This window comes from Kitasatospora sp. NPDC004669 (genome assembly GCF_040609455.1).
In the GTDB taxonomy this organism is placed as follows: domain Bacteria; phylum Actinomycetota; class Actinomycetes; order Streptomycetales; family Streptomycetaceae; genus Kitasatospora.
Window position 1 is genome coordinate 1 of the sequence record NZ_JBEXKB010000018.1, and the last position, 16,341, is coordinate 16,341.

A 16,341-nucleotide genomic window follows, 5' to 3' on the forward strand; every position below is an offset into this window, starting at 1 on the left:
AGATCCTGAGTCTCGACACCTCAAGATCTGCACAGGGGACGGCGTGTACTGCGTCAGGCGCTCCTCAGCGACCCACAGATGGAGCAGAAGAGCCCCTTTTCGCGGGACCCGCACGACATCACGCCGTGCGCTGGTGTCGGCCTCGGAATCCGGGCGCGGGTTGGAGGGCAGGGTGGCGAACGTGCGGGGGTGGTGGGTTTTGAGCAGGGCTGAGTTCCTCGGGGGCGGATGGGGGCGCGAGGGTAGCGCGCAATCACGCTATGCATGCACATGATTGCGTTTCGGTGTCAACGGTCCGGGTTGCGGAGGTACGGTGATGGCCGAAATCAGGTGCCAGGGGCACGTGGTGTGTGAGGGGGCCGACTGTGGGACATCGGCGGTTCAAGCGTGAGTTGACGGTCAGTTCAGCGGAGCTGTTCGGCGAGGAGCTGCGGTTCTACCGTGAGCTGGCCGACTATACCCAGGAGGAGCTGGGCAAAGTTCTGCACTGCAGTCGGACGAACATCACTCGGTACGAGACTGGTGAGCGCCGCATGCCGCCGGACCTGGTGGAAAGAGCCGATGAACTGCTCAACACGGGCGGTGCGCTGAAGCGGCTCTGGGGGAGGGTGGACTGGAAGGCGCAGGTCGAGCACCCGGATTGGTTTCAGACCCATGCCGACATGGAGTCCGAGGCGCTTGGTGCCCGCGTCTACCAGTGCGGATATATGCACGGCTTGCTGCAGTGTCGGGAGTATGCGCGGGCACTGTTTGCCGCTGGCAGTTCGACGGCGCTTGTTGAGGAGCGAACGGCTGCGCGATTGGCTCGACAGCAGCGGTTCCTCGTGCAGGATGGCCCGTTGCTCCTGGCCGTTCTCGACGAAAGTACGATCCGGACGGTCATCGGCGGGCCTGAGGTGATGCGTCGACAGATGGATCACCTGCTGGCCATCTCGGAACTGTCGAACGTGATCATTGAGATCGCGCCCTTTGCGGATCGTAGGACCGTCATTCCTACGCCGATGGTCCTACTGGAGATGCCAGATGGGCAGAACTACGTCTACTCGGAGAGCTTGGATCGAGGGCATCCGAGCAATGATCCGGAAGTCGTTGCTGCGCACCGGCGCGCCTGTGATCGGCTTCGCAGCGAGATACTCCCAGCGAGTAACTCGCTTGCGCTGATCCGTGATGTGCTGGAAGGGTACAAAGATGACGCGGAACGAGCTCGCCAGAGCCGCCTGGCGGAAGAGCAGCTACAGCGCTCCCAACGGCGGAGACTGCATCGAGGTGGCCCCCGGATTCCCCGGCCTCGTCCCCGTGCGTGACTCCAAGGACCCGCACGGCCCGGTCCTCGTCTTCCCGGCCTCGGCCTGGGAATCCTTCCTTTCCGGCGTCCAGGCCGGTGACTTCCCGGCGTAGTGATCCGCCGGACGGAAGGTGTCCGCTACTTCCGGGTGTTGGTGCGGCGGGTGGGTTCCGCCGTGGTCGGGTCTTCGGGCCAGGGGTGGCGGGGGTAGCGGCCCCTGAGATCGGCGCGGACGGCGCGGTAGCCGGTGCGCCAGAAGCTCTCCAGGTCGCCGGTGACGGCGGCGGGGCGGCCGGCGGGGGAGAGTAGGTGGATGGTGAGGGGTATGCGGCCGCCGGCCAGGGCGGGGGCCGCCGTCCAGCCGAAGAGTTCTTGCAACTTGACTGCCAGCACTGGGCGTTCGGTGGTGTAGTCGACTCGGATCTTCGAGCCGGACGGGACGGTGATGCGCTCGGGGGCGAGTTCGTCCAGTCGCCCGGCCTCGCCGGTGGCCCAGGGGAGCAGGCGTTGGAGGGCCGCCGTGGTGTCGATCCTCGCAAGGTCGGCGCGGCGGCGGGCGCGGGAAAGCTCGGGCTCCAGCCACTCCTCGGCGTGGGCGAGCAGCGCGGCGTCGGAGACGTCGGGCCAGGGGGCGCCGAGGGCGGTGTGGAGGAAGGCGAGGCGTTCGCGTAGGCCGGACGGGAATGTCAGCACCTCGCTCACGCCTTCGCGGGCGAGGCCTTCCAGCAGGGCTGCGCGGACCAGCGCGGGGTCAGTGCGGTTGAGCGGCTTCTCGGCGAGTTCGATCGCGCCGAGGGATTCCACCTGGCGGGAGACGACTTCACCTCGCCGGGTGTCCCAGTGGACCTCCTCGCGGGCGGCGAGCATTGCCGCACCGGCGAGCCGGGCGGTGTCCTCGTCCAGCGCCGCAGCGTGGAGGATGCGGGCGGAGTGCGAGCCGGCTGGGCGGTCGGCGACTGCGACGGCGAGCCAGGGGAGGGCACCCAGAGCAGTCCCGGGGGCGAGTTCGGCGGCCGTGCCGGAGGCCATCAGGTACGGGCTGCGCTCACCAGGGGCGGGCCGCTCCACGCGGGCGCGGGCGATGCGTTCGGGGAAGGCGAGGGCAACGACCAGCCCGGCGGCAGTCGTGTCGGGCAAGGCGGTGGCGGGTTCGTCGGAGGCGGCGCGCAGGAGGCGGCGGACCTCGTCGCGCCAGCGGCCGGCGTAGGGGTCCTTGGAGGAACGGACCGCCCGCCACACCGCGCCGAGGTCGTCTCCGAGGGCGCGGGGCGGTTCTTCGGAGAGCAGGGCGACGACTTCGGCGGCCCGCCGGGCACCGACCGCAGGGGCCCCGTCGACCAGGGCGCGACCCAGCCGGGGGTGCAGCCCCGTGCGGGCGAGGCGCACGCCGCGCGGAGTCGCCCGGCCGTCGGCATCCACCGCGCCGAGGGCGTGCAGGGTCTGCCGGGCGGCCGCCATCGCCCCGGCGGGCGGGGCGTCGGGCAGGGCGAGGCCGGTGGCGTCCGGGTCGCCCCAGCAGGCGGCCTGGAGAGCGAACGAGGTGAGGTCGGCGAGGGCGATCTCGGGGGTGGGGAAGCGGGCGGCGCGGGCGTCCTCGGCCTCGTGCCAGCAGCGGTAGACGGTGCCGGGGGCCTCCCGCCCGGCGCGGCCGGCGCGCTGGCGGGCGGCGGCGAGCGAGGCGCGGACGGTGACGAGGGCGGCCAGGCCGCGGGCGTGGTCGGTGCGGGGTTCGCGGGCAAGCCCGGCGTCGACCACGACGCGGACGCCGGGGACGGTGAGTGAGGATTCGGCGACGGCGGTGGCGAGGACGACCCGCCGTGAAGTGGACGGGGCGAGGGCGGCGTCCTGCACGGCTTGCGGGGCGCGGCCGTGCAGTTGCAGGACCTCGGCGGTCAGGCCGCCCAACTGTCCTGCCACCCGGGCGATCTCGCCGACGCCGGGCAGGAAGCAGAGCACGTCGCCGGACTGCTCGGCGAGCGCCCGCCGTACGACGGCGGCGACGTGGTCGAGCAGCGCCGGGTCGACCCGGGTGCCGTGGGCGGGCCGGACGGCGCGCGGCGGCGGCGCCCAGACCACGTCCACCGGATGGGAGACCCCGTGCGCCTCCACCACCGGGGCGCCGCCGAGGAGTTCGGCCCAGGCCGCGGTGTCGGAGGTGGCCGAGGCGCAGACCAGCCGCAGTTCGGGCCGCAGCGCGGCCCGGACGTCCAGCAGGAAGGCGAGCGCGGTGTCGGCGTCCAGATGCCGTTCGTGGCATTCGTCCAGGACGACCACGTCCACCCCGGGCAACTCCTGGTCGCGCTGGAGCCGTTGCAGCAGCACGCCGGTGGTGACCACCTCGACCACCGTCCCCGGCCCGACGCGACGCTCGCCGCGCACGGTGTAGCCGACCCGGTCGCCGACGGCCTCGCCGAGCAGCCAGGCCATCCGCCGGGCGGCCGCCCGGACCGCGAGCCGGCGCGGTTCGGCGACCAGCACCCGGCGCACCGGGCCGTCGGACAGCAGCCCGGCCAGGGCGAGCGGCACCAGCGTGGTTTTGCCGGTGCCGGGCGGGGCGGCGAGGACGGCGGTGCCGTGCTCCTCCAGCGCGTCGTGCAGGGCGGGCAGGGCGGTGCGGACGGGCAGGTCGCGCCAGGCGGGACGCATCGAGGAGATCAGCCCCGCTCGGAGACGAAGATCGCGGTGCCCGGGATCAGCCGCCCGCGCAGCGGGGACCAGCCGCCCCACTCCTGCTCCAGCCCGGCCGGCCACTCCGGCTCGACCAGGTCGATCAACCGGAAGCCGGCGCCGACGAGTTCGCGCACCCGGTCGCCCAGGGTGCGGTGGTGCTCGACGTAGGTGGCGCGGCCCTGCTCGTCCTGCTCGACGTACGGGGTGCGGTCGAAGTAGGAGGACATCGCGGTGAGGCCCTCGACGCCGGGTTCGTCGGGGAAGGCCCAGCGGATCGGGTGGGTCACCGAGAACACCCAGCGCCCGCCGGGCCGCAGCACCCGGTGCACCTCGCGCATCAGCTCGGCGGTGTCGGCGCTGAACGGGACGGCGCCGTAGGCGGAGCAGACGAGGTCGAAGGAGGCGTCGGCGAAGGGCAGCACGGCGGCGTCGGCCTGGACCACCGCGACGGGCTCGACGCCCCGGCCGAGGTCGATCCGGCGGGAGTGCTGGAGCTGGCGGTAGGAGATGTCCAGCGCGACCGGGCGGGCGCCCTGGGCGGCCAGCCAGCGGGAGCACTGGGCGGCGCCGGCGCCGATCTCCAGCACGTCCCGGCCGGCGACCTCGCCGAGCAGCCGGGCGTCGGCCTCGTCCAGGCCCTCGGGGCACCAGGTGAAGCGGTCGTCGCCGAGGAACTCGCCGTGCTCGTCCTGGTACTCGTCGGCGTTGCGGTCCCACCAGTGCCGGCTGGCCCGGCTGCTCTCCCCGACGCCGGCCGCGCGCCGGACCGCGTCGTCGCCCTCGTCGACCTCCTCCACGGACGTGTCAAGATCGTGCAGGTCTGACTGGGGGGTGGTGGCCACGGTGACAATGCCCATCGCGTAGGGTATGGAATGCGGAAGCGCCGCTGCCGCGAACCGGCCCGATTTCTTGGACCGGATCCTGGCGGTGGCATCCGGGGAAGGGCCCCTTCGGGCGCCACCGCGAGGTGCGCAATCGGAGGATATGGCCTGATCCGTACCGGGCTCCACCGTCTTGCCTCTTCTGGCGTTGACCGTGCCTGGCCGTCCCCGTATGCTACAAGTTGCGCTGCGGGCCTGCGCGCCTCGGACGGAGCAGGTCGCGCTCGCATCTGTCGAAGACCCCACGGTCGCAAGACGGACGCCGATTTCTCGCTGTGCGGGAAACCCGGTGCGCCGTGTTCTTGGCTGTCCGGCTTTCGGTGGGAGCGATACGGGCCCTCCGCGTGGCATTACCTACGACTTTCATGTCCGTACCGGAGCCCTTTTCCTAATGACGAGCCCCACCGACTCCTCCCTCAGCACCACCCCGCAGGTCGCGGTCAACGACATCGGCGACGCGGAGGCCTTCCTCGCCGCCATCGACGAGACCATCAAGTACTTCAACGATGGCGACATCGTCGAGGGCGTCATCGTGAAGGTCGACCGTGACGAGGTCCTCCTCGACATCGGTTACAAGACCGAGGGCGTCATCCCGTCCCGCGAACTCTCGATCAAGCACGACGTCGACCCGCACGAGGTCGTCGCCGTCGGTGACAACATCGAGGCCCTGGTTCTCCAGAAGGAGGACAAGGAGGGTCGTCTCATCCTGTCCAAGAAGCGCGCTCAGTACGAGCGTGCCTGGGGCACGATCGAGAAGATCAAGGAAGAGGACGGCATCGTCACCGGTACCGTCATCGAGGTCGTCAAGGGTGGTCTCATCCTCGACATCGGCCTCCGCGGCTTCCTCCCCGCCTCGCTGGTCGAGATGCGTCGCGTCCGCGACCTCCAGCCCTACGTGGGCAAGGAGCTCGAGGCCAAGATCATCGAGCTGGACAAGAACCGCAACAACGTGGTCCTGTCCCGCCGTGCCTGGCTGGAGCAGACCCAGAGCGAGGTCCGCCAGACCTTCCTCACCACCCTGCAGAAGGGCCAGGTGCGCTCCGGCGTCGTCTCCTCGATCGTCAACTTCGGTGCCTTCGTGGACCTGGGTGGCGTCGACGGCCTGGTGCACGTCTCCGAGCTGTCCTGGAAGCACATCGACCACCCGTCCGAGGTCGTCGAGGTCGGCCAGGAGGTCACCGTCGAGGTTCTCGACGTTGACATGGACCGCGAGCGCGTCTCCCTGTCGCTGAAGGCGACCCAGGAGGACCCGTGGCAGCAGTTCGCCCGTACCCACCAGATCGGCCAGGTCGTTCCGGGTAAGGTCACCAAGCTGGTTCCGTTCGGTGCGTTCGTCCGCGTGGACGAGGGCATCGAGGGTCTGGTCCACATCTCCGAGCTGGCCGAGCGCCACGTCGAGATCCCGGAGCAGGTCGTCCAGGTCGGCGACGAGATCTTCGTCAAGGTCATCGACATCGACCTCGAGCGTCGTCGCATCAGCCTGTCGCTGAAGCAGGCCAACGAGGCCCTGGGTGCCAGCCCGGCCGAGGCCGAGTTCGACCCGACCCTGTACGGCATGGCCGCCTCGTACGACGACCAGGGCAACTACATCTACCCGGAGGGCTTCGACCCCGAGGCGAACGACTGGCTGCCCGGCTTCGAGAAGCAGCGTGAGGAGTGGGAGCGCCAGTACGCCGAGGCGCAGGCCCGCTTCGAGCAGCACCAGGCCCAGGTCATCAAGAGCCGCGAGGCCGACGCCGAGGCCGCTGCCGAGGGTGGCGACGCCGTCGCCGCTGCCGCCGGTGGCTCCTACTCGTCCAGCAGCGACGAGGGCTCGGGCGCCCTGGCCTCCGACGAGGCCCTGGCCGCCCTGCGCGAGAAGCTGGCCGGTGGCCAGAGCTGAGGCTCTCGCCCCCCGCTAGCTGACAGCTAGGCAACGGGCCCCACCCGGATCGTTCCGGGTGGGGCCCGTTCCTTTTCCACCTCGCCCGCCGTTCTTCCGCCTCGCCCCGCCCCCTCGGCGTCCACTGTTCTCCTCCTCTTCGTTTTCCGCTTTGACTTATGTGTGTTTTATGTGAAGGAAAATGTGAGATGAGGCTCATTACCCTGCTATAGGTCGGAGTTCGGGATGCACCTACATTGAGTGGAGCTGCCCGAAAGGCTCCTTTATGCGCAACCCCTCCTCCGTCGCCCCCACCGCAGTGGTCGGCGGCCGGCTCGCCGCGATCGGCCGGTTCTGTTTCCGCCACCGCCGCTGGGTCCTCGGCTTCTGGGCCGTCGTCCTGGTCGTCGGGGTCCTGATCGGGGGTCGGGTCTTCGAGGGATCGGTGGCCGGCGCCTCCTCCGCCACCGCCGAGGCCGACCGGGGCGGCGCCGTGGTCGCCGCGGCCGATCCGGCCAAGGGGGCCGTGACCGCGGTGGTGGACGGCAGGCCGGTCGACGACCCGGCCGTGCGCGCCGCCGTCGAGAAGGCCACCGCCGAGATCGCCGCCCTGCCAGGGGTCTCCTCCGCCCAGGACGCCTACGGCTCCGGCCCGGCCCCGGCCCCGGCCGCGCTGCGCGCCGCCGACGGGACGGCGAGCCTGGTCACCGTACGGATGGCCGACACCTCGACCTCCGCGCAGACCGATGCCGTCACCCACCGGCTGGCCGCGCTGAACGGCGCGGGCGGGGCGCATGTGACCGTCGGCGGGGACCTGGTGCTCCAGCAGGAGGTCAAGAAGCAGACGGAGAAGGACACCCGCTTCGGCGAGATGGTGACCCTGCCGCTCACCCTGATCGTCATGGTGCTGGTCTTCGGCGGCCTGGCCGCCGCCTCGCTGCCGGTGATCGGCGCCATCGCCTCGATCGGCGGGGCGCTGCTGGCCATGTTCGGGTTCAGCCAGATCATGGACATCGACACCAGCGTGCTGCCGATCGCCACCGTGCTGGGGCTCGGGCTCTCGATCGACTACGCACTGCTGATGGTGAACCGTTTCCGCGAGGAGCGCGGCCACGGCGCGGGCATCGCCGCCGCTGTCGAGCGCACCGCCGCGACCGCCGGACGCACCGTCGCCTTCTCCGGACTGACTGTCGCCGTCGCGCTGTCCGGCCTGTTCGTCTTCACCAGCCCGGTGCTGGGCGCGGTCGCCGCAGCCGGGGTGAGCGTGGTCGTGATCGCGGTCGCCGCCGCGTTGACCCTGGTCCCCGCGCTGCTCGGCTTCGCCGGCTCCCGGGTCAAGGCGCCCACCGCGCCCGTGTCGGACGAGGGCTTCTTCAGCCGGACCGTCCGCCGGGTCCGCAAGCGGGCCGTGCTGGTCGCCCTCGCCTGCGTGGCGCTGCTGATGGCGGCCGGGGCCCCGTTCCTCCACGCCGAGATGCGCAGCTCCGGCGCCGCCGTGCTGCCCGGCTCCTCGGCCGGGCGGCAGGTCGCCGAGACCATCGACCACCGCTTCCCGCAGGTCGCGGCCGCGCCGATCACCGTGGTGGTCGAGGGCGGCGCGCCGGTGGCCCAGGCGTACGCGGACGAGGTGGTCGCCAAGCTCCCCGGGGTGAGCGGTGTCCGGGCGGTGACCCCGGTCAGCGACAAGGTGTCCACGGTGGACGTGCTGGTGCACGGGGACCCGCAGGGCGACGCCGCCCAGCAGGTGGTGGACGAGCTCCGGGCCGACCGGGGCGGGCTGAAGACCTATGTGACCGGTGGCGCGGCCACGGTGGTGGACTTCAAGGACGAGCTGATGTCGCGCGGGCCGTGGGCACTCGGCCTGGTCGCGGTCGGGACGCTGGTGCTGCTGTTCCTGATGACCGGCTCGGTGGTGATGCCGGTCAAGGCGCTGCTGATGAACCTGCTGTCGCTGGGCGCCTCGCTCGGCGCGCTGACCCTGGTGTTCCAGGACGGGTGGTTCAGCGGGCTGCTCGGTTTCAGTCCGACCGGCGGGTTGGAGACCTTCCTGCCGGTGCTGGTCTTCGCCTTCGCCTTCGGGCTGTCGATGGACTACGAGGTGTTCCTGCTCGCCCGGATCAAGGAGCTGCACCAGCGCGGGCACAGCTGTACGCGCGCGGTGGAGCTGGGTGTCCAGCGCAGCGGTCGGATCATCACCTCGGCGGCGCTGCTGATGGTGATCGTCTTCGCGGGCTTCGCGGCCGGGGACATGCTCATGGTCAAGCAGATGGGCATCGCGCTGGCGGTCGCCGTCGCGGTCGACGCCACCTTGGTGCGCTGCCTGCTGGTGCCCGCCGCGATGACCCTGTTCGGTGAGTTCAACTGGTGGGCGCCCGCCCCGCTGAAGCGGCTGCACAGGCGCTTCGGGCTGAGCGAGCACGTCGAGCTGCCCTCGCTGGAGCAGTCGGCGATCCCGGCGCCGCGGGTGGTGACGGACACCGAGGAGCCGGCCGGGGAGCCGGCGGCCAAGGGCCTGGTCAAGGCCTAGCTGTACTGGCCGCCGGGCCCGGGTTCAGGACAGGCGGCTCAGCAGGCCGACGGCGGCGCGCAGCTGGTCCCGCTCCCCGGCGCTGAGGCGGGACTCGATGGCGGTCGCGATGTGGTGCTCGCGGCGGGCCCGCTGGTCGAGCAGTGCGGTGTGGCCGGCCTCGGTGGCGGTGATCAGCTGCTTGCGGCCGTCGGTGGGGTGGGGCTGCTGGGCGACCAGTCCGGCCTCGGCCATCAGGGCGACGGTGCGGGCCATCGACTGGTGGCGGACGCGTCGGAGGTCGGCGAGTTCGGCGACGGTGTAGGAGCGTTCGTCGCGGACCAGCAGGCCGAGGACGGCGGCCTGGTTCGGCGGCAGTTCGTCGCTGTCCCGCAGGGAGCGGACCAGGCTGCCGAGGGCGGCGCGCAGGTCGGCGGCGAGTTCCAGGGTGTCCGGGTGCGGTGCTTCGCGAGGCATGGGAGCAGTCTATCCGGAATCTCTACAGCAAAACTGTACAGTCATGCTGTATGGTTTTGGCTATGCGAATCACGAAGTTCGGACACGCCTGCGTACGCATCGAGCACGACAACACCACCGTCGTCATCGACCCCGGGGCGTTCACCGACCCCGCCGCACTGGCCGGGGTGGACGCCGTCCTGATCACCCACGAGCACATGGACCACTTCGAGGAGTCCCGGCTGCGCGCCGCGCTGGAGGCCGACCCGGCGCTGCGGGTGTGGACCAACAGCGTCGTCGCCGCCCAGCTGGAGGGCGTCGGGCAGCGGGTCACCGCGGTCGGGGAGGGCGATGCCTTCGAGATCGCCGGGCTCGGCGTCTCGGTGCACGGCGAGTGGCACGCGGAGATCCACCCGGACATCCCGCTGGTGAAGAACATCGGCTTCCTCCTCGACGGCCGGCTCTTCCACCCCGGCGACGCCTTCACCGTGCCGCCGCACGCCGTGGACACCCTGCTGCTGCCGCTCGCGGCGCCGTGGAGCAAGGCCGGCGAGGTGGTCGACTACGTCCGGGAGGCGGGCCCGCGGGTGGCGGTTCCGGTCCACGAGGCGACGCTCAGCCCGATCGGGCACATGGTGGCCACCCGGCTGCTCGGGCCGGACGGGCCGGGCACCGGCGCGGGGCTGACCGTACTCGGCGAGGGCGAGAGCCTGGAGCTGGGCTGACGGGCGCGGTGGTGCGCCGGTAGCCTGACGCCATGCTGAAGATCGGACTGACGGGTGGCATCGGCGCGGGCAAGAGCGAGGTGTCCCGGCTGTTCGCCGCGCGCGGCGCGGTGATCGTGGACTCCGACCTGATCGCCCGCGAGGTGGTCGCCCCCGGGACGGACGGTCTGGCGGCCGTGGTCGCCGAGTTCGGCCCGCAGGTACTGCGGGAGGACGGCACCCTGGACCGCCCGGCCCTCGGGGCGATCGTGTTCGCCGACCCGGACCGGCTCCAGGCGCTGAACGCGATCGTCCACCCGCTGGTGCGGGCCCGCTCCGCCGAGCTGGAGGCGGCGGCCGCGCCGGACGCGGTGGTGGTGCACGACGTGCCGCTGCTGACCGAGAACGGGCTGGCGCCGCTGTTCGACCTGGTCGTGGTGGTGGACGCCGCCGACCAGGTGCGGCTGGACCGGCTGGTGCGCCTGCGCGGGATGGCCGAGGAGGAGGCCCGGGCCCGGATGGCCGCGCAGGCCGCTCGGGAGGACCGGCTGGCGATCGCGGACCTGGTGATCGACAACGGCGGGCCGCTGGAGGCGCTGTCGGCGCGGGTCGACGGGGTGTGGGCGGAGTTGGTGAAGCGCGCCGCCGCGTAGTCTCGGGCGGTGCCGGGGCTCGGACGGTGAGGTTCAGGCCGTGCCGGGGCTCGGACGTTGAGGCTCAGGCCGTGCTGAACGGCAATCGGGCCCGGACGGCGAAGCCGCCCTCGGGCGTCGGCCCGGCGTGCAGGGTGCCGCCGAGGTCGTCGGCGCGGGTGCGCATCCCGTCCAGGCCGTGCCCGCCGGAGGGCAGGCAGGGCAGCGTACCGGCCGTCCCGACGGGGGAGTTGACCACCGCGAGGCGCAGCCCGTCCGGGGCGACCTCGACCGTGACGGCCACCTCGGTGGCCGGGGCGTGCTTGTGGGCGTTGGTCAGCGCCTCCTGGACGATCCGGTAGGCCGCGTACTCCACCGCCGGCCCGGGCGGGGGCACCCCCTCGTCCGGGCCGGTGAGCGTCAGGCCCACCGCCAGCCCGGCCTGCCGGGACTCCTCGACCAGGGTGGGCAGGCCGCGCAGCGAGGGCACCTGCTCGGAGGCCGGGGTCAGCACCCCGAGCAGGCCGCGCAGTTCGGTGAGCGCCTGCAGCCCGAGGGCGCGGATCAGGCCGAGGGTCTCCCGGACGGCGGCCGGGTCGTCGGCCTGCGCGATCTGCCCGGCGCCGGCGTGCAGGGTGATCAGCGATACCCGGTTGGACACCACGTCGTGCATCTCCCGGGCCAGCCGGGCGCGTTCGGCGGCCGCGGCGCGCTCCTCGGCGTGCTCGCGGGCCTCCATCAGCAGCCGGTTCCGCTCGGCGAGGATGCTCACCGTACGGGCGCGCTGGTGGGTGGTGAGCCCGAGGGCGAGCGGGACGGCGCCGAAGACCAGCGGGTCCTCGACCAGATTGGCCAGGGCGTCGGGGGTGGTGACGTCTCCGAGGTCGAAGGGGATCAGCAGGCGCAGCTCGGCGAGCGCGGCCAGGACGTACAGCAGCGGGTTGGCGCCGCGCCGCGCGGTCAGCCCGTACAGGGCGACGGCGAGCGGGAGTTGGCCGCTCAGCAGGGTGGCCGTGGTGGTGGCCGCCGGGTAGTGGCGGCGGAAGGCGAGGGCGAGGGCGCCGAAGGCCATCAGGCCCGCGTTGACGTGCCGCGAGGTGGTCGGGCCGAAGTCCGGGTCGTGGGCGGCGAGCGGGACGAGGACCAGCAGCACCACGGCGGTCGGTGCGAAGGTCCGGACCGGGCGGGGCAGGCGCAGCGGCGGACCGGGCAGCGGTGCGGTGAGGTCGACGGCCGGCTGTTCGGTGGGCTGGCGCATGAGGGGAATGCTTCCACACCCGGGGCGGTGCGGGATGATCCTCGGATCGTACGGTCGGCTGGTGACGGATTCCGGAACGGAGGTAGGGCCGATCATGTGACCGAACGGGCGGCCGGGAGGGGACTGGAACAGGGTCTGCGGGGAAGGGAGCATGGAGTGATGGATGATCGTTTTTCTTCCGAACCGCCGACCGTGGTCCGGCTGGAGCAGTACTCCCGCGCCGAGCAGGAGGAGATCCTCGGCCCCGGCGAGGACCCGTACGGAGTCGCCTACACCGGGCTGACCTACCTGCCGAAGGAGATCCACTTCGGCATCCGGGCCGCCGACGGCCGGCTCGTCGCCCACACCGGGCTGCTGCCGGTCCCGCTGACCGTCGGCGGCGTCGACCTGGAGGCGATCGGCGTCGGCGGCGTCTGCGTCGCCCCCGACCGGCGCGGCGGCGGCCTCGCGCAGGCCGTGGTCGGGGCCGCCCTCGACCACGGGCGCACGCTCGGCTTCCGGTACGCGCTGCTGTTCTGCCGCCCTCCGCTGGCCGCGTTCTACCGGGGGCTCGGCTTCCGGGAGGTGGCCGAGGAGGTGACCGTCGAACAGCCGGAGGGGCGGCTCGCGGTGATGCCGCTGCGCACCATGTGGCGCCCGCTGGCCGAGGGCGCCGGCTGGCCGGAGGGGCCGGTGCGGCTGCGCTCGATGCCGATGTGACCGTCGCTCAGCCGAGCGCCTGCCCGGCGCTCGCGGACGCCTCCTCGCCGAGCGCCGCGTGGGCGACGGCGGCCGCAGCCAGGGCGCGGATCACCGGGTGGGCCCGGGTGCCGTCGCCGGACAGCTCGGGCTGGAACAGCGAGGCCAGGAAGAACGGGTGCTCCGGCAGCTCCAGCACCCGGACCTGGCCGGACTCGTCCGCGCCGCTGAAGCGCAGCCCGTGGGTGCGCAGCCGGTCCAGGTAGTCGGCGTTGAGACCGTAGGCGCAGTGATAGCGCTCCTGGGTGCGGGTGACGCCCAGGGCGCGCTCGGCCAGGGTGCCGGGGGTGATGTCGACGGCGCCCTCGTGGCCGACCAGGGAGCAGCTGAGCGGGACGATCACCTGCTGGTCGAGGTCGGGGTCCTGCTCGCCGTGGACGGCGTCGGTGATGCCGCAGACGTCGCGGGCGAACTCCAGCACCGCGTGCTGGAACCCGCCGCAGGTGCCGAGGAAGGGGATGCCGCGCTCGCGGGCGGTGCGGACCGCGGCCAGGGCGCCGGCCTCGCTGCGGTACGGGCTGCCGGGCAGCAGCCAGACGGCGTCGAAGCCGTCGAGCGCGCCGGGCGCTTCGGCGTCCTCGGTGGGGATCCAGTAGGCGTCCAGGACGAGCTGGTCGTGGTCGGCGAGGGAGTCGAGCAGGCCGGGGATGCGGGTGTGCGAGCGGACGGCGGGGGAGCGGTCGCCGACCAGGGCGACCCGCGGGGTCAGGTAGGTCATGCGGTTATCCTGACCCCGCACCCGAGATCAGCGCCAACGATGATTTCTTACGTCCCGATCAGATCGGTTGATGACCGCCGTGGATCCCCAGCAGTTGCGCACCTTCGTGACCGTCGCCCGCCTCGCCTCCTTCTCCGACGCGGCCCGGGAGCTCGGCTACACCCAGTCCGCGGTCTCCCAGCAGATCGCCGCGTTGGAGGCCGACCTCGGCACCGCGCTGCTGGTCCGCCGCCCGGTCGGCCCGACCGAGGCCGGGCGGCGGCTGCTGGAGCACGCGGCCCCGCTGCTGGTCCGCCTGGAGGCGGCGCGTGCCGATGTCGCACGCCTGGCCGGCGCCCCCAGCGCCCGACTGGTGCTCGGCGCCACCCCGCTGACGGTCGGGGCGGAACTGGGGCGCGCGCTCGGCGAGGTGCGCCGGGCGTACCCGAGGGTCTTGCTGGTCGTCCGGGTGCTCGCCCAGGACGTGTTGCCGGCCCAGGTCGCCACCGGCGAGGTCGACCTCGCGCTGATCGACGGCCTGGCCGCGCCCAGCGACCCGCTGCCGCTGCCCGAGGTCGGCCCGCTGACCACCGTCGCGGTGGACGAGCAGCCGGTCGCGGTCGCCCTGCCCGTCGGTCACCCGCTGGCCGGCCGGACCGGCGTCGCCCTCGCCGACCTGTCCGCCGCGCGCTGGGTGGACGCCCCCGACCTCACCCCGACCGCGGCCCGGCTTCGCGCGGCCACCGGGAGCGACGGCTTCCGGCCCGCCACCCACTACCGGGGCACCGACCTGCGCGGACTGCTGGCCCTGGTCGCCACCGGCCACGGGCTCACCCTGTTGCCCGAGTCGACGGTGGCGCAGGCGCCCGGCATCGCCTTCGCGCGGATCGCCGCGCCCCGGCTGGTGCACCGCACCGAGCTGGTGCACGGCAGCCTGCCGGAGGGGCCGGCGGCGCTGCTGGCGCGGCTGCTGGTGGGGTGACACCTCCGGCCCGGGCGGATGTGGAGGGGCGGTAACCACTCGTTCACATCCCGGACCTGACGCCCGTCGCGCGGGCGGTGCTGTCATGGGCACAGTCGCCCGGCGATCGGCCGGGCCGGCCCAGGAGAACGCCACCATGATGCTTCGTCAGCGTCTCACCGTCGTCGCCGCGGCGGCCACCCTCGCCGCCGCCGGGCTCGCCACCGGCACCGCGCAGGCCGCCGCTACGGCGACCCACAAGCCGGTCAAGCCCGGTACTCTCGCGACGAGTTGTTCGCGGGCGCACCTTCCGCTGCCCGACCCGTCCTGCACGCCGGGTGCGTACAACCCGGCGGTCACCCAGGCCACCATCGGCTCGACCATCTGCGTCTCCGGCTGGACCGCCACCGTGCGCCCGCCGGCCAGCTACACCAACGCGCTGAAGACCCAGCAGATCGCGCAGTACGGCTACGCGGACACCAACCCGGCGGACTACGAGGAGGACCACTTCGTCCCGCTGGAGCTCGGCGGCGCGCCGCGCGACCCGCACAACCTGTGGCCCGAGCCGCGCTACGGCAGCCAGCCGGCGCAGAGCAAGGACTCGGTCGAGAACAAACTCAAGACCGCGGTGTGCGGCCACAGAGTGACCCTCGCGGCCGCCCGCAGCGCGATCGCGAGCGACTGGACCACGGCGCTCAGCCGCCTGGGGCTCTGACCCCGGCGGGCAGAAGAAACGCCGCCAGGTCCGTCCGGTCCCCTGTGCCGGACGGGCCTGGCGGCCGTCTGTGTGCTGCCGCGGTGCGGCAGGTGTTACTGGTGGCCGTCGCAGCCCGGGAAGGCCTCGCACATCGGCGCCGACATGCCGGTGAGGACGTACTTGTCCTCCGGGCCCTTCCAGGCGTCCTTGGGCTGGGCGCCGGCCTTCGTGGTCGCCCAGACCGACAGCTCGCTGACCCACCCGCCGTCGGTGGTGACGTACTCGTGCAGGGTGGCGGTGGAGCCGTCCTGCTGCGGGATGGTGAGCACCGCGGAGAAGGCGAAGGTCGAGTCCGGGGCGCTGTTGACCTTGACCGTCGCGCCGGGCGCGGTCTTGGCGCAGGCCTTGAGCGCGTCCGTCAGACGCCCCTCGGCCAGGTTGGTCAGCTGCTTGGTGCCGCTGCTGTGGGTCGGGTCGCCGTGCACCAGCAGGGTCTGCTGGGCGGTCCAGCGGTCCCCGCCGAAGCCGACCGAGGCCTTGGCGGCGACGCCGGTGAGCGGCCCCTCGTCGTCCTTGGTGGGGGCGGCGCGGCACAGCTCCATGCCCTTGAACGTGACCACGCCGCTGACCGGCTTGGCGTTGGCCGACAGCGGGGCGTAGTGGTAGGCCTCGTCCATCGGGATGCTCTTGGTGTCCATCCAGGCCTTGGCCGGGATGCCCTTGTCGGCGCCGTCGGCGGCGGGCTTGCCGGTGCCGCCGGTGGGCTTGGCGGTGCCGTCCCCGGTGGGCGCCGCGGTGGCGCCGGTCGGCGCGGGGGCGGCGGTCTTGCCGCCGTCCTGGCCGCTGTTGTCCGGGCCGCAGGCGCTCAGGGCGCCCACGCAGAGCAGGGCGGCGGCGGTGGTGGCCAGTCGGGTGCTGCGCAACTGACGATTCCCCAGGTGTCCGGTGTCGTTGGTCGGGGATTGGGGCGCAGGTGCGTCGCCCGTCCGTCCTCG

Annotated in this window: 15 protein-coding genes; 9 read left to right on the forward strand and 6 right to left on the reverse strand. The window is 72.7% G+C overall.

The window, feature by feature from the left end:
- The first annotated feature begins 365 nt into the window (after positions 1-365).
- The gene (locus tag ABZW30_RS17375; protein WP_355671953.1) at positions 366-1,304 is read left to right on the forward strand and encodes a helix-turn-helix transcriptional regulator; all 939 of its coding nucleotides are present in this window, start codon (positions 366-368) and stop codon (positions 1,302-1,304) included.
- A complete protein-coding gene (locus tag ABZW30_RS17380; protein WP_355671954.1) occupies positions 1,267-1,398 on the forward strand; it encodes a DUF397 domain-containing protein in 132 nt (43 codons plus the stop codon). The genes ABZW30_RS17375 and ABZW30_RS17380 overlap by 38 nt, the downstream gene beginning before the upstream one ends.
- 25 nt (positions 1,399-1,423) lie before the next feature.
- Here ABZW30_RS17380 and hrpB read toward each other — a convergent pair whose 3' ends face one another.
- Both hrpB and ABZW30_RS17390 read right to left on the reverse strand, forming a co-directional pair.
- A complete protein-coding gene (gene hrpB / locus ABZW30_RS17385; RefSeq protein ID WP_355671955.1) occupies positions 1,424-3,931 on the reverse strand; it encodes an ATP-dependent helicase HrpB in 2,508 nt (835 codons plus the stop codon).
- Between the two features lie 8 nt (positions 3,932-3,939).
- Positions 3,940-4,812 carry a class I SAM-dependent methyltransferase gene (locus ABZW30_RS17390; RefSeq protein WP_355671956.1) on the reverse strand — a complete coding sequence of 291 codons (873 nt, stop codon included), beginning with the start codon at positions 4,810-4,812 and terminating at the stop codon, positions 3,940-3,942.
- Positions 4,813-5,227: 415 nt separating this feature from the next.
- Here ABZW30_RS17390 and rpsA point away from each other — a divergent pair, with 415 nt between their 5' ends.
- Both rpsA and ABZW30_RS17400 read left to right on the forward strand, forming a co-directional pair.
- Positions 5,228-6,718 carry a 30S ribosomal protein S1 gene (gene rpsA / locus ABZW30_RS17395; RefSeq protein WP_355671957.1) on the forward strand — a complete coding sequence of 497 codons (1,491 nt, stop codon included), beginning with the start codon at positions 5,228-5,230 and terminating at the stop codon, positions 6,716-6,718.
- Positions 6,719-6,983: 265 nt separating this feature from the next.
- The gene (locus tag ABZW30_RS17400) at positions 6,984-9,224 is read left to right on the forward strand and encodes an MMPL family transporter (RefSeq protein ID WP_355671958.1); all 2,241 of its coding nucleotides are present in this window, start codon (positions 6,984-6,986) and stop codon (positions 9,222-9,224) included.
- Positions 9,225-9,248: 24 nt separating this feature from the next.
- Here ABZW30_RS17400 and ABZW30_RS17405 read toward each other — a convergent pair whose 3' ends face one another.
- On the reverse strand, positions 9,249-9,680 hold the full coding sequence (locus ABZW30_RS17405; RefSeq protein ID WP_355671959.1) for a MarR family transcriptional regulator: 432 nt from the start codon (positions 9,678-9,680) through the stop codon (positions 9,249-9,251).
- A gap of 62 nt (positions 9,681-9,742) precedes the next feature.
- Here ABZW30_RS17405 and ABZW30_RS17410 point away from each other — a divergent pair, with 62 nt between their 5' ends.
- On the forward strand, positions 9,743-10,384 hold the full coding sequence (locus tag ABZW30_RS17410; RefSeq protein ID WP_355671960.1) for an MBL fold metallo-hydrolase: 642 nt from the start codon (positions 9,743-9,745) through the stop codon (positions 10,382-10,384).
- Between the two features lie 32 nt (positions 10,385-10,416).
- Entirely contained in the window at positions 10,417-11,016 is a 600-nt protein-coding gene (gene coaE / locus ABZW30_RS17415) for a dephospho-CoA kinase (protein ID WP_355671961.1), read from the forward strand.
- 64 nt (positions 11,017-11,080) lie between these two features.
- Here coaE and ABZW30_RS17420 read toward each other — a convergent pair whose 3' ends face one another.
- Positions 11,081-12,253, reverse strand: coding sequence for a histidine kinase (locus ABZW30_RS17420; RefSeq protein WP_355671962.1), 1,173 nt, complete (start codon positions 12,251-12,253; stop codon positions 11,081-11,083).
- Positions 12,254-12,412: 159 nt separating this feature from the next.
- On the opposite strand from ABZW30_RS17420, the gene ABZW30_RS17425 reads away from it, so the two are divergent.
- Entirely contained in the window at positions 12,413-12,952 is a 540-nt protein-coding gene (locus ABZW30_RS17425; RefSeq protein ID WP_355671963.1) for a GNAT family N-acetyltransferase, read from the forward strand.
- A gap of 7 nt (positions 12,953-12,959) precedes the next feature.
- Here the strand turns inward: ABZW30_RS17425 and ABZW30_RS17430 are convergent, their stop codons facing one another.
- A complete protein-coding gene (locus ABZW30_RS17430; RefSeq protein WP_355671964.1) occupies positions 12,960-13,709 on the reverse strand; it encodes a hypothetical protein in 750 nt (249 codons plus the stop codon).
- A 70-nt stretch (positions 13,710-13,779) separates the two neighbouring features.
- On the opposite strand from ABZW30_RS17430, the gene ABZW30_RS17435 reads away from it, so the two are divergent.
- Together ABZW30_RS17435 and ABZW30_RS17440 are read left to right on the forward strand one after the other, a co-directional pair.
- Positions 13,780-14,670 carry a LysR family transcriptional regulator gene (locus ABZW30_RS17435; protein WP_355671965.1) on the forward strand — a complete coding sequence of 297 codons (891 nt, stop codon included), beginning with the start codon at positions 13,780-13,782 and terminating at the stop codon, positions 14,668-14,670.
- 136 nt (positions 14,671-14,806) lie between these two features.
- Positions 14,807-15,364: a hypothetical protein gene (locus ABZW30_RS17440; RefSeq protein ID WP_355671966.1), complete on the forward strand. Its 558-nt coding sequence runs from the start codon at positions 14,807-14,809 to the stop codon at positions 15,362-15,364.
- Positions 15,365-15,459: 95 nt separating this feature from the next.
- Here the strand turns inward: ABZW30_RS17440 and ABZW30_RS17445 are convergent, their stop codons facing one another.
- Positions 15,460-16,269 (reverse strand): hypothetical protein, encoded by an 810-nt coding sequence (locus ABZW30_RS17445; protein WP_355671967.1) that lies wholly within the window; start codon positions 16,267-16,269, stop codon positions 15,460-15,462.
- Positions 16,270-16,341 lie beyond the last annotated feature (72 nt).

Coding starts and splice junctions, on each gene's coding strand:
- hrpB (WP_355671955.1), bottom strand. CDS start 3,931: ATGCGTCCCGCCTGGCGCGACCTGCCCGTCCGCACCGCCCTGCCCGCC.
- ABZW30_RS17390 (WP_355671956.1), bottom strand. CDS start 4,812: ATGGGCATTGTCACCGTGGCCACCACCCCCCAGTCAGACCTGCACGAT.
- rpsA (WP_355671957.1), top strand. CDS start 5,228: ATGACGAGCCCCACCGACTCCTCCCTCAGCACCACCCCGCAGGTCGCG.
- ABZW30_RS17400 (WP_355671958.1), top strand. CDS start 6,984: ATGCGCAACCCCTCCTCCGTCGCCCCCACCGCAGTGGTCGGCGGCCGG.
- ABZW30_RS17405 (WP_355671959.1), bottom strand. CDS start 9,680: ATGCCTCGCGAAGCACCGCACCCGGACACCCTGGAACTCGCCGCCGAC.
- ABZW30_RS17410 (WP_355671960.1), top strand. CDS start 9,743: ATGCGAATCACGAAGTTCGGACACGCCTGCGTACGCATCGAGCACGAC.
- coaE (WP_355671961.1), top strand. CDS start 10,417: ATGCTGAAGATCGGACTGACGGGTGGCATCGGCGCGGGCAAGAGCGAG.
- ABZW30_RS17420 (WP_355671962.1), bottom strand. CDS start 12,253: ATGCGCCAGCCCACCGAACAGCCGGCCGTCGACCTCACCGCACCGCTG.
- ABZW30_RS17425 (WP_355671963.1), top strand. CDS start 12,413: ATGGATGATCGTTTTTCTTCCGAACCGCCGACCGTGGTCCGGCTGGAG.
- ABZW30_RS17430 (WP_355671964.1), bottom strand. CDS start 13,709: ATGACCTACCTGACCCCGCGGGTCGCCCTGGTCGGCGACCGCTCCCCC.
- ABZW30_RS17435 (WP_355671965.1), top strand. CDS start 13,780: ATGACCGCCGTGGATCCCCAGCAGTTGCGCACCTTCGTGACCGTCGCC.
- ABZW30_RS17440 (WP_355671966.1), top strand. CDS start 14,807: ATGATGCTTCGTCAGCGTCTCACCGTCGTCGCCGCGGCGGCCACCCTC.